This is a genomic window from Variovorax sp. V116, from assembly GCF_041154435.1.
Classification (GTDB): domain Bacteria; phylum Pseudomonadota; class Gammaproteobacteria; order Burkholderiales; family Burkholderiaceae_C; genus Variovorax; species Variovorax paradoxus.
In genome coordinates this window covers 1,239,072-1,251,750 of the sequence record NZ_AP028662.1, presented here as the reverse complement: position 1 = coordinate 1,251,750, position 12,679 = coordinate 1,239,072, and the positions used below count along the sequence as shown (strand labels likewise).

The 12,679-nt window shown below is 62.2% G+C and carries 8 protein-coding genes and 1 pseudogene; 8 read left to right on the top strand and 1 reads right to left on the bottom strand.

What is annotated here, in order from left to right:
• Nucleotides 1-377 precede the first annotated feature (377 nt).
• From ACAM58_RS31925 to ACAM58_RS31900, 6 genes and pseudogenes are all read left to right on the top strand, one after another.
• Nucleotides 378-995: a hemolysin III family protein gene (locus tag ACAM58_RS31925; protein ID WP_369664735.1), complete on the top strand. Its 618-nt coding sequence runs from the start codon at nucleotides 378-380 to the stop codon at nucleotides 993-995.
• A gap of 76 nt (nucleotides 996-1,071) precedes the next feature.
• On the top strand, nucleotides 1,072-2,481 hold the full coding sequence (locus tag ACAM58_RS31920) for an efflux transporter outer membrane subunit (RefSeq protein WP_369664734.1): 1,410 nt from the start codon (nucleotides 1,072-1,074) through the stop codon (nucleotides 2,479-2,481).
• Nucleotides 2,442-3,539: an efflux RND transporter periplasmic adaptor subunit gene (locus ACAM58_RS31915; RefSeq protein ID WP_307596955.1), complete on the top strand. Its 1,098-nt coding sequence runs from the start codon at nucleotides 2,442-2,444 to the stop codon at nucleotides 3,537-3,539. The genes ACAM58_RS31920 and ACAM58_RS31915 overlap by 40 nt, the downstream gene beginning before the upstream one ends.
• A gap of 1 nt (nucleotide 3,540) precedes the next feature.
• Complete coding sequence (locus tag ACAM58_RS31910; protein ID WP_369664733.1) at nucleotides 3,541-6,612, top strand: efflux RND transporter permease subunit; 3,072 nt, start codon at nucleotides 3,541-3,543, stop codon at nucleotides 6,610-6,612.
• 235 nt (nucleotides 6,613-6,847) lie between these two features.
• On the top strand, nucleotides 6,848-7,153 hold the full coding sequence (locus ACAM58_RS31905) for a hypothetical protein (protein WP_307596952.1): 306 nt from the start codon (nucleotides 6,848-6,850) through the stop codon (nucleotides 7,151-7,153).
• A pseudogene (locus ACAM58_RS31900) lies at nucleotides 7,081-7,767 on the top strand (IS3 family transposase); the annotation flags it as partial. The gene ACAM58_RS31905 and the pseudogene ACAM58_RS31900, both read left to right, overlap by 73 nt.
• Before the next feature lie 88 nt (nucleotides 7,768-7,855).
• On the opposite strand, the gene ACAM58_RS31895 reads toward ACAM58_RS31900, so the two are convergent.
• Nucleotides 7,856-8,695, bottom strand: coding sequence for an IclR family transcriptional regulator (locus ACAM58_RS31895; RefSeq protein WP_307596951.1), 840 nt, complete (start codon nucleotides 8,693-8,695; stop codon nucleotides 7,856-7,858).
• 208 nt (nucleotides 8,696-8,903) lie between these two features.
• Between ACAM58_RS31895 and ACAM58_RS31890 the strand changes: the two genes are divergently transcribed.
• Complete coding sequence (locus ACAM58_RS31890) at nucleotides 8,904-10,940, top strand: hydantoinase/oxoprolinase family protein (RefSeq protein ID WP_369664732.1); 2,037 nt, start codon at nucleotides 8,904-8,906, stop codon at nucleotides 10,938-10,940.
• A gap of 30 nt (nucleotides 10,941-10,970) precedes the next feature.
• Nucleotides 10,971-12,641: a hydantoinase B/oxoprolinase family protein gene (locus tag ACAM58_RS31885; protein ID WP_369664731.1), complete on the top strand. Its 1,671-nt coding sequence runs from the start codon at nucleotides 10,971-10,973 to the stop codon at nucleotides 12,639-12,641.
• Nucleotides 12,642-12,679 lie beyond the last annotated feature (38 nt).

The following is a 12,679-nucleotide window of genomic DNA, read 5'->3' as shown; positions in this document are numbered from 1 at the left end:
GACTCATCCCTGCATCCTTGTCATCGTGCTCAGCGCACGCAGTGAGGTGTCTGATCGAGTTGCGGGCCTCGACCGCGGCGCCGATGGACTACCTCACCAAACCGCCGGTTTCTCAACCCCGCCATCAATCCCTGAAGAAGACAGGGCGTGCGGGCTTCTACGCCCACGACCCTGCGCCGTAGATGCGCAGGGTTGCTTTCCTTGAGTAGGTGAAGATGATGCACCCAACCAGCCAATCTGAGACTGCCCGCGCGGCGCGTGCCGGAGGCGTCAGCGCGGGCCGCGCCCGATCCGATGCGACTTGCAGTATTCCTGGTGCAGATGGTCGGCCGATGAGGCTGTCGCGACGGATCAGCGCGGTATCGCCCGACGAACGCATGAATGTGACGACACACGCAGGCGGCTTGGTAATTTTCGTCGCGCTCGGGTGTTGGCTCATTGTCCGGAGTCGCGCCCTTGACTCCGCCGCCCTGATGCTTTCTGCGAGCGCGTTCGTCGGTGCGGTGTTGGCGACGTATGCGGCTTCGGTGGCCTATCACTGCAGCACGAGCGCGGCTCGCAAGTCGATGCTTCGGACCCTCGACCACTGTGCGATCTATCTGTTGATCGCGGGAACGTACACGCCGTTCGCGGTGGCGTTGGGTGGCGCCTGGGGCATTTTTCTGCTTGCGATCATATGGCCGGCAGCACTGATCGGAATGGTCCTGAAGCTCCTTCGGCCTCCGGGTGGCCGTTGGATGTCCGCGGCAATTTACCTTGCCTTGGGATGGGTCGGTGTCGTCGCCGCAGAGGCGTGTCTCGATCGCTTTTCGCCATTCACCATCGCCTGGATCGTGGCAGGTGGGGTTGCCTACACGGCGGGTACGCCGTTCTACCTGATGTCCCGCGTTCCCGGTATGCATTCGCTTTGGCACGGCTTTGTCATGGTCGGCACCGCTTGTCATTTTGTCGCGGTTGCGTCGCTGGTCACTCTTCCACTTCACGCACTCGGGTGACGACGTGAAAAGACGCTACAGAGTTCCAACTCATTGCGTGACAGTTCCGCCCTGCCGTCGAGTTTCACCGACGATCATGGTCCTGCGGCTCGTGCCGACCGTGCTGTTGGCAATCGGGCTACTCGGTTGCGCCACCGGCAAACACCTGGCCATGCCGGATCTGTTGCTGCCTGCGGTCTACTCGGCCGCCGGCAGCAGCGGGTTTCTGTCCGCGGCAGAACCCGACACTTGGTGGACCAGCTATGGTGACGCGCAACTGCAGTTGCTGGTGGAGCGCGCGTTGGAGGGCGGTACGGATGCCAGGCTTGCGCTTGCGCGCCTGGATGAGGCGCGGGCCGTCCGCGCCCAGGCTTTGACGGCCTACGATCCACAAGGGCGGGTGCAGGCAAGCGCCGAAAGAACCCAGAGTCGCAGCCTTGGCGACGACCCCTCGCCGCCCGTCGCACAGGCGCGGAACCTCGCGTTGCCAATCAGCTGGGAGATCGATCTATTCGGGCGCCGTTCAGCGGCACGTGATGCAGCCGACGCGGATCTGGCGGCCGCCCGGTTCGCATATGAAGCCTCGCGGTCCTCGTTGGCCGCGCAGGTCGCGCAGACGTTGTTCGAAGCGCGGGGCTTGACGGTGCAACTAGAGGATGCGCGTGCGAACGAACGCATCCAGGGCGAACTGCTAGAACTCATCGAACGGCGCTTCGAACGCGGTTTGGCCGCCGGATCGGACGCCGACCGCGTTGGTGCGGAGCTGGCGCGCAGCCGGGCCCAACGAATGGCGCTCGAGGCCGATCTGTATGCCGCACGGCGTGCACTGCTGGTGCTAACGGGCCGTGGGCTGCTGCCAGTCGACGACTTGCAACTGGGCGACACCTTGGAGGAGCCCCCGGCCATGCCCGACGCGGTACCCGGCGATTTGCTGCGCCGCCGTCCCGACGTGCGCGAGGCGCGGGCGCGCATCGACAGCGCCAGTGCCTCCGTCAGATTGGCCGAGCTCGACTTCTTTCCGACGCTGACACTTCATCCATCGCTCGGGCTGTCGCAGCAGCGCGGCAGCATCAACACCTCCCTTTCCTTCTGGACGCTCGGCCTAGGCCTTGACATTCCGGTGCTCGATCGGCCGCGCCTTCGAGCTGCGCTCGATCTGCAGGGTGCTCGTGTCGATCAGGCGCTGATTCGCTATGAGACGGCGGTGCAGACGGCCTTCGCAGAGGCGGACCGCGCGTTTGTGCGCCTGCGCGCCGCGCAACGGCGCGTCGAGATCCTGAACGCTGGTGAGGTTCGTGCCCGGCGCGCCTTTGACGCGACGCATATCCGCTATCGGCGTGGCCTGGGCGATCTGCAGACCCTGCTGGACGCCGAGGCTGCGTGGCGCGCGACGCGCTCGGCATTGACGACAGCTAGGCTGGACAGACTCCTTCAATCCGTGCAGACCTTCAAGGCCCTGGGCGGCGGATGGTCGCCCTCGACTTCACCTTCTCGCTCTTCATCATGACCAGACGATTTGTCTCCACACTCGCAGTCGGCGCTGCCGCGTTCCTGGGCGCATGCTCCAAGGAAGCGCCGGTGCAACGCGTCGTCGATCCGGCTCGAGTCGTCAGCGTCACGCACGTCGCGCGTGTCGCATTCGGCAGCACGACAACCGCTTCCGGACTGTTGGTGGCTCGCGAAGAGGCCGCAGTCGGCGTAGAGCAAGCCGGCGTGCGCGTGCTGCGTGTCTTCGTGGAGGAGGGGGCTCGGGTGAAGGCCGGGCAACCCCTGGCCGTGTTGGACGACACCTTGCTGCGCGAACGGCTTATTCAGGCGCAAGCGCAGGCGGACAACGCCAAAAGCGAGGCCGACCGCGTCGAAGGCCTCGACGGCACGGGCGTGATGTCCGACGAGGATATCGGCAAGCGCCGAAGCCAGGCGCGCGTTGCACAGGCTCAGCTGCGCGAACTCGAGGCCCAGGTCGGGCAGATGATCGTGCGTGCGCCGGTGTCGGGTATGGTCATCGAGCGCACTGCACGCCCAGGTTCGTTGTCAGGTGGAGAGCCCATGTTCAGGGTCGCTCGCGACAACCTTTTCGAGCTCGAGGCCGAGTTGCCTGAGGCATCCATCCTGCGCATCGCTGAACGCCAGCCAGTGAAAGTAACCCTTGCCGACGGGAAAGAACTCGACGGCGTCGTTCGCTTGATCGGCCCTCGCATCGACCCCCAGACCAAACTGGGGCGCGTGCGGGTGTCGCTACCTGCCGATCGCGTGCTGCGCGTGGGGGGCTTCGCCCGCGCGACCTTCATGGGCCGGTCCGTGCCGGTGGCTGTGGTACCCGAGAAGGCTGTGCAGTTCGAGGCGAGTGGTCCTCTGGTCACGGTGATCGGTGCCGACAGCCGCGCTCGCAGAATCCCTGTGAAGACCGGCGAGCGATCCGGTGGGCTGGTGGAGTTGGTGGAAGGCCCACCGGTTGGCACTCAAGTGGCCTTGGCCGGCGGTGCGTTTCTGCTCGACGGCGACCAAGTGAAGACCGAGATTGCCGAGTCATCGGCAACACTCACGGGGACTCCGGAGAAGTGACATGAAGTTCGGTATCTCCGCTTGGTCCATCAAGAACCCCATTCCGATCAGCGTGCTGTTCTTTGCGCTGCTTGTTGCCGGTTTGGCCGGCTACGCGGCATTGCCCATCAAGCTCTTTCCTGACGTGTCGTTCCCGATCGTGCAGGTCGCCGTGACGCTGGCTGGTGCGGCACCATCGGAGGTCGAGAAGCAGGTCACACGCGAGATCGAAGGGGCAGTGTCCAACATCGCCAATGTGGACCACGTCAGCTCCACGGTGTCTCTGGGGCTGTCCGCGACCACTGTCGAGTTCGCCGTCGGTGCGGACCCGCAGAAGGCTACCGACGAGGTTCGATCCGCCATCGACAGCGTCAGGGCGACACTTCCACTTGGCATCGAAGAGCCGGTGGTGCGGCGATTCGACATCGATTCACTGCCCGTTTTGACCTATGCCGTGTCGGCGCCTTCCATGTCGGATGTCGAACTCAGCCGGTTCATTGATGACACGGTGACGCGTCAGGTGATCGGAGCCAAGGGTGTTGCAAAGGTCGCGCGGATCGGAGGTGTCACACGCGAGATCAACGTGACCCTGGACCCCGCCCGGGTCGAGGCCTTGGGCCTGACCGCACCGCAGGTCAACAATGCGCTGCGTGGCTTCAGCACCGACATCGGCGGTGGTGTCGCACAGGTCGGCGGCAACCAGCAAACTGTCCGTGTGCTCAACGCCGCGCAGAGTGTCGAGAGCCTGCGCCAACTCGTCATCCCGACCGGAGATGGACGGACAGTGCGACTGGCCGATCTGGCCGAAGTTGGCAGCGGTGGCGCCGAGCGGACCGATCTCGCGCTGCTTGACGGCGTGCCTGTTGTCGGGTTCCAGGTGATGAAGACCAACTCGGCTTCCGACGTGGCTGTGGAAAGGTCAACCATCGCGGCGGTCGCCAAGCTGGCTGGCCAGAAATCCGGCATCCTCTTCACTCGGATCATTTCATCGGCCGAGAACACTCGCCAGAGCTTCCAAGCAACGGTTCATACGTTGATCGAGGGCATGTTCCTTGCCGCCCTCGTGGTGCTCGTGTTCCTGCGCGACTGGCGTGCCACGGCCATTGCGGCGGTCGCGATGCCCATTTCGCTCGTGCCTACCTTCGCGGTCATGTCGCTGCTGGGTTTCAGCCTCAACATGATCACGCTGCTCGCGCTGACGCTGGTGATCGGCATCCTTGTGGACGATGCCATCGTCGAGATCGAGAATATCCAGAAGCGTATCCATGCCGGCGAGACGCCTTTCCAAGCAGCCTTCAAGGGCTCCGACGCTATTGGGCTCGCCGTGACGGCTACCACGCTGTCGATCGTCGTGGTATTTCTGCCAGTATCTTTTCTGGGCGGTTACGTAGGCCAGTTCTTTTACGAGTTCGGCATCACGGTCGCAGTTTCCGTACTCTCTTCGCTTGTCGTGGCGCGCATGCTGACGCCGCTGATGTGTGCCTATTTTCTGGCGCCGCAATCGCAGATCCGGGCACCCAAACCGTTTCATGGCTGGTACCGCCAATCGCTGGATTGGGCGCTGGACCACCGATGGATTTCTTTATCGATAGGGGTGGCCACTTTCGTTGGATCACTTTTCCTGGCGGGCCTGTTGTCCACGGGCTTCGCACCGCCCAGCGACAACGGCATCGTGCAGATTTCGATGGAGGCCGCGCCGGGCGCGACACTCGACGACATCCAGGCTGCCACGGATCGCCTTACCCGCGAACTCCGAAAACGCAAGGACGTCCAAACCGTTTTCGGAACCCTCGCCACCGGCGCCACCGGTGCCAGCACGGTGACAGTGCTGCTGCGCGCAGATCGCGAGGTGACCACGCAGGCGTTCCAGGCCGACATCCGTCCACTGTTGCTCTCAATTCCGGACGTACGCCTGAGCTTTGGGCCCGGAGGGCAGGGCGGCAGTACCCTGGTCCAGGTCCTGCTGTCGAGCGAGGACGGGTTGGCACTCGATCAGGCCGCGCAGTCGCTCGCGTTGCAGATGCGCAGCTTGCCCGAACTTGCTAACGTGCACGAGGTAACGCCTCGTCCCGGCATCGAACTGGTTATCCGCCTGAAGCAGGCCGAGGCGGCGCGCCTGGGAGTGACGCCCGAGAGCGTGGCGACAATCGCCCGTGTGGCCACTATCGGCGACATCGATGCGAACTCCGCGAAGTTCAATGCCGGTACTGAACGTTTGACAGTTCGCGTGAGGCTGGACAATGCTGCGCGCGGTGACTTAGGCGTGATCGGGGCCTTGCGAGTTCCCACGAGCTCAGGGACGACCGTACCACTGTCGGCCGTGGCTGAGGTCGGCTTCCAGGCCGGTGCAGCGCGCATTGAGCGCTATGACCGCGAACGCCGTGCCATGGTCGAGGCCGAGCTGGTCGGTGTGTCCCTCGGCCAAGCCATGAGCCGCATCAAGGATCTTCCTGTGCTCAAAAGCCTGCCGCCTGGTGTTAGGAATCCGGCCTACGGGCAGAGCGAAAGTCAGCTCGAGTTGTTCAACAGCTTCGCGCTGGCGCTGGCAGCGGGGATCGGCATGATTTACGCCGTGCTCGTGCTGCTGTTCCGCAGCTTCTTCAAACCACTGACAATCCTTACGGCGCTGCCGCTATCGTTGGCTGGGGCATTCCTGGGCCTGCTGGTGGGCGGCGCGGAACTGGGCCTGCCCGCGATGATCGGCCTGCTGATGCTCATGGGGCTGGCGGCGAAGAATTCGATCCTTCTGGTCGAGTTCGCGATTGAGGCAGAGCGCGATGGCGTGAGCCAGCACGAGGCGCTGGTGATGGCCTGTCGGGAGCGCGCGCGCCCCATCGTCATGACCACCTTCGCCATGGCGGCGGGCATGCTGCCCACGGCCTTGGGCATTGGCGAAGGCTCGGAATTCCGGGTACCGATGGCATTGGCTGTCATTGGTGGCCTGATCAGTTCCACGCTGCTCTCTCTGGTATTGGTGCCGGTCGTCTACGAATTCGTGGAGGACGCGGAGCTGTGGTTGACCCCCAAGCTCAGGCGTCTCATCACGCACAACCACGTTGAGCCTGAGCCTGGGCTCGACCGTCCATCGTCGTAGCGCTGCGTCGGCAGGCGCACCATGGTTTTACGCGTTGAGCGGTGTGGCGACCGGCATCCGTGTCAGGACGGGCAAGTTCACCTGCTGTTGGTCGACCACGATGTCGACGAGAGCAGTGAACCTGCATAGCTACGCCCATCCATACTGCGCGAAAGGTTGTTGGAGCTCGTTGCATGTCTGCATATAGCGTGAATGCAACCATTCGTCCGCGAGCGTCATCACGTCCGCGGCCATCATGGGCTTGATCCAGTCAACGCAGATCATGGAAGGCCTGCGCCTCGGCACCGTCGAACTCGGTGTCGTGCATGAGGGCGGCGTTTCCGGCGTCTATCGGCCCTTCAACATCTTCAGCATGCCGTATATGTTCCAGTCGCATGCACACGCCTATGCGGTGCTCGACGGACCATTCGGCAAGGAACTGGGTGAAGACCTGAAGAAGAAGACAGGCATCAGGCTCATGGCCTACGCGGATACCGCAGGCTGCAGGCGTCTCTGGCCAGGCAGTGCGTCACGATCTCGGAGAAGGTCGTGCAGCGGTTGATGAGACAAGAGAGTTTGGTCGTCTCTAAACCCAAGCGGCGCCGGTACGGCGCCTATCTGGGAGAGATCAGTCCAGCGCCCGAGAACCTCATCAATCGTGACTTCCGCGCCGCAGCGCCGAACGAGAAGTGGCTGACCGACATCACCGAGTTCCAGATCCCGGCTGGCAAGGTGTACCTCTCTCCCGTCATCGACTGCTTCGATGGCTTGGTCATCAGTTGGTCCATTGGGGAGCATCCAAATGCTGAGCTGGTCAACACCATGCTGGATGCGGCCATCGAGACCGTGGTCGACGGCAACGCCCGGCCCATCGTTCACTCTGATCGCGGTGCCCACTATCGCTGGCCTGGTTGGCTATTGAGGATCGGGGACGCGAAGCTGGTTCGCTCGATGTCTCGCAAGGGGTGCTCGCCTGATAACGCCGCGTGCGAAGGCTTCTTCGGCCGGCTGAAAACGGAACTGTTCTACCCTCGGGACTGGAAGGCCACCACGATCGAGCAGTTCATCAAAGAAGTTGATTTCTACATCCGCTGGTACAACGAGAAGCGGATCAAGCTCTCCCTTGGCTCTCTCAGCCCCATCGAATATCGAGAGAGTCTTGGACTTGCGACATAAACCAGTCCAAGTTTTTATCCGTACCCCCCTCGGGTCAGAGATCGGTGGAATCCAACACTCCTGACGCCTTCGACGAACAGCGGTGCTGTCAGCCAGCTGCCTTGCGCTCGGGACGGCGGGCCGTTGCACCCCTCGGCCCAGTGGAAAATTGCGCGCCGTCGAGGTGCGGCATCTCCAGAATGCGTTCCAGCTTCTGGGCGGCGTCTCGCAGGTGGTCGATCCAATATGCCATGGGTCGCTTGTCGATTCTGAACTGCGGTCCGGTAACACCCACCGAATAGAAAACGCCCACTGGGGAAGAGACGGGCACCGCATACGCTTTGGTGGACGGGTCCACTTCACCCACGCAAGTGGCGTAGCCGTCCTTCTTGGCCTTTTCGATTTCGGAGAGGACCTGGCGAACGCTTGTGATCGTGAAAGGCGTGAGCTTCTCGAGCGGTCCGCTGAGGTATCGCCGTCGAGATGTGTCGTCCTGGTGCGCAAGCAATATCTTGGAAGAAGCTGCCGCATGCATCGGCATCACGGCACCTTCGCCGACGTGCATCCTGTACCCATGCTCGGTGACGGCCACTGCGATCGTGTGCGCCGATTGCGGCGTGAGCTTGACCACGTAACAGGTTTCTTCGAGCTCGCTCACAAGTTCGTTGCACACCACCTGGCAATAGTTGATCAGGGCGCTGTCACTGCGTCCGAGCTGCAGCATCCGCGACATGCGCGCACCGACGCGGTAGGTCTTCAGGCCTTCGTCGGCAACCTCAAGCGCCTTGGCGCTGCCTAGCGCGGAAACCAGGCGGTGTGCCGTGGGCTTGGGCAGGTCGAGGATCTTGCAAAGCTCCGCCAAGGTAAGCCCCTGCTTCGAGGCGAGCACAACTTCAAGGATCGACAAGTAGCGGTCAAGGGGACCACTCACGTCGTTTGCGTTTGTCACTTCATCTCCAGTGTGTTTGCAAAGCCAATCATCGCATCTCGCGTGTTTCCCCAGAAGGAAGTGCGGACTCGGGCCGCCTGACGGCTTTTCGCCATTGATCTCCCGGGGATATCCCTAGTCAAAAAAGTCTTGCGCTCCAAAGGCACTTCGCGAAGAATATCATAAAACGAGAACATCGTCTCGAAAAGCGAAACCAGAAAGGAATGCAATGGGTTCAATCAATGTTGGAGTCGACGTCGGTGGCACGTTCACGGACTTCATGCTTGTCGACGGCGAAAAGGGCATCTTCAGGACCGCCAAGGTGCCGACCACGGTCGACGATCGGGCGAAGGGTTTTCTGGAAGGAATCGCCAAGCTGGGCGTCTCGCCGTCCGAGATCTCCTGGCTCGTCCACGGTACGACCGCCGGAACCAATGCTGTGCTCGAACACAAGGGTGCTCGCTGCGGACTGATCACGACCCAAGGGTTCAGGGATGTACTTGAGCTGGGCCGACGCACACGCCCCAACTCGTACGGTCTGTCGGGTACCTTTCGGCCGCTCATCGAGCGGCAGGACCGGATCGAAGTCCGTGAGCGGATGGATTCGAACGGCGGCATCGTCGAGCCACTCCATGAAGAGGATGTGATCGCTGCGGTCGAGCAATTTCGACTCCGGGGCGTCGAGTCCGTGGTGATCCATTTCCTGCATTCGTACGCCAACCCGGAGCACGAGAAGCGCGCCGCCGAAATCGTCCGCAAGCTCTGGCACACCGCAGACGTGGTGGCCGGCCACGAATGCGTGCGTGAAATGCGGGAGTTCGAGCGAGGCAGCACCGCGGCAGTGCACGCAGCGATCCGCCCTATCGTGACGAGCTATGTGCGCCGTGTCGGCGAACTCTTGGCCGCCGAGGGTTTCAAGAACGAACTGATGATCATGCAGGCCAACGGCGGAATGATGGCCGCGTCAGTGGTGGGCGACCACGCTGCGCACACTGTCATGTCCGGGCCGGCCGCGGGTGTCCTGGCTGCCTCCCAGATCGCGAAGGCGGCGGGGGTCAAAAACATCATCACCGGGGACATGGGTGGCACGAGCTATGACGTGGCCCTCATCGCCGACGGCGAGCCGGTGATCAGCGCGGAGAAAGAACTCGCCTATGCGCTGCCGGTCCGCATTCCGATGATCGACATCCACACGGTGGGCGCTGGCGGCGGGAGCATCGCCAGAGTCGACACGGCGGGCATGCTGCGCATCGGGCCGGAAAGCGCAGGCTCCTTCCCCGGTCCCATCGCCTATGGGCGCGGCGGAAAATTGCCGACGGTGACGGACGCCAACTACCTGCTTGGTCGCCTGAACCATGACGCTATCACAGGCGTCGAGAGCCCCGCATCCTTGAGCGAGATCGAAAGCGTCTTCTCGGAACATCTGGGCAAAGCGCTTGGAATGTCCGCTCTTGAGGCTGCTCAAGCGGTCGTTGGTGTTGCCGTCAGCGAGCTCGCGGGTGCTATCCGTTTGATCTCCATTGACAAGGGTCAGGATCCCCGCGATTTCGTGCTTATGCCTTATGGTGGCGCAGGCCCTCTTCACGCCGTGGCAATCGCCCGCGAAGTGGGCGTTCCCAAGGTGCTCGTTCCGCGCTTTCCCGGCCTGACCTCGGCGCTTGGATGCGTCCTTTCGGATGTGCGGCACGACTTCGTACAGACTGTCAACGCACCCTTCGATAGCTTAGACCCACAAGACGTGATCGCGGTTATGCAAGCACAGGCCGATGCCGGGCGGGAATTGTTGAGAAGAGAGAACGTTTCAGTCGAGCAAGTGGTCGTGCGCAACGAACTCGATCTCATGTACCAGGGGCAGACCCACGTCATGAAGCTGCCCACCGACGCGGGTGTCTTCAACAAGGAGCAGGTTCGTCAGGAATTCGCTCGCGCCTATCTTGACCGCTTCGGCCTCGACCTTCCTGAGATGAAGCCCGTGCTCGCCAACGTTCGTACCACCGTCATCGGGGTGCGCGACAGGATCTCCATCGACATCTTCCGGCCGGATGAAGGCAACACCCTCGAAGCCGCGCTTGTCGGCAGCAGAAAGGCCTTCTTTGACGGGCGCTGGCATGAGACAAACATCTATTCCCGCGAGCGGCTGCCCGCCGGTGCCGTGTTTGTCGGCCCCGCCATCGTTGAGCAGGCCGACTCGACCGTGGTGATCGATCCAGGCACTCGCGCGACGGTCGACAAGTTCGGGAACATCCTGATCGACCTCCATGCCTGAGTCCCAACTGAACAACGGAACCTGAAAACCATGAACACCAGCAAAGTCAGCGGAGTACTCGATCCCGTCACCTTGATCGTCATCGAAAAGGGGCTCGCACAGGTCTGCAATGAAATGGATCTTGTCCATGAGAAGACCTCCTTTTCCCCAGTCATCTCGGAGGCGTTCGATCGCTCCAACGGCATCTATGGCGCCAAGGATGGCCGGTTGATTGCGCAGGGCGCCACGGGCCTGCCGATATTCGTCGGCGTGATGCAGGAAACGACACGCTGCGTCCTTGAGGAGTGTCCGAACCTCGGTCAGGACGACATCATCATCGTCAACGACCCTTATCGGGGCGGCACGCACTTGATGGACGTGAAGATGGTCAGGCCGTTCTTCTACAAGGGTCGGCTCTGGTGCTACCTGTCGAACGCGGGACATTGGCCCGATACGGGCGGGATGGTGCCGGGCGGATTCAGCAGCACCGCGACGGAGATCCACCAGGAAGGACTTCGCATACCTCCCGTACGAATCGTGCGCGACGGCGTCATGAACGACGAAATGGTGAAGCTGATTCTCGCGAACATCCGTATCCCCGACGAACGCATCGGCGATATCAAGGCACAGATTGCGGCCCTGCAGAAGGGCGCCGAGCGTCTTACCGCACTCCTTGATCGCTACGGCGTCGAAATCGTGGACATCGCCATCGAAGAACTCGAGCGCAGGGCCGAGCAGATGATGCGCGCGCACATCAGGGCCATTCCCGACGGCGTCTACCGCAGCACTACCTACATGGACAGCGACGGTGTGGTGAATGAACCGCTTGAGGTTCACGCCGAAGTCACGGTCAGCGGCGACCAGGTGACCGTGGATCTCTCCAAGTCGAGCAAGCCATGCTCAGGACCAATGAATTCAGTCTGGGCATCGACGGTCTCGTCCGTGTACCTCGGGTTCAAGCATGTCTTTCCCGACGTGCCGATCAATGCCGGCTGCTTCGCGCCCATCGAAGTGAAGAAGCCGCACGGAACTTTTCTTTACGCGGAATACCCTCGGCCCGTTGCTGGCTGCGCTGCTGAGGTCTCTCAGCGCGTCATGGAATCGATCTTTCTTGCGTTGGCGCAGGCCATTCCACAGAAGCTTTTCGGCGCTGCCGCAGGGACCAGTGGAAACCTGAACCTCAGTGGCGTGGACCCTGAAAACGGACGCGAGTACGTCATGTACTACTTTTCTGGCGGCGGATACGGCGGCTGGTGGTCCGGCGATGGCATCACCAATGGATGCTCCACGATCGGCATCTGCAAGAGCCAGCCGGTGGAGATCATGGAGCAACGCTACCCGATTCGCTTCGAGCACTACAACCTGCGCGAAGACTCCGGCGGTGCGGGCAAGCATCGAGGTGGATTCGGCGTCAACTATCGCATTCGGCTCCTTCGCGGCACCGCCAAGGTGTCCTTCCTGATGGATCACGGAAAGTTCGGCCCCCCCGGAATTCTTGGCGGCGAGCCGGGCGCCACCAACCAGATCTTGATCTCCCAGGATGGAAGGGAGTTCACTCCAGAGCACATCTCGAAAGCCGACGACATCGCCCTGAGGGCGGGCGACTGGATCGAGGTGAGCACTCCCGGCGGCGGTGGCTACGGCACTCCGTCGGAGCGCAGCGACGCTGATATTGCAAGCGATCGGCGCAACGGCTATTTCAACGAAAGCCAGCGCCGCTGACGTGCAGTCCTGCCGACTGCACTCAGTTGCATGAACGA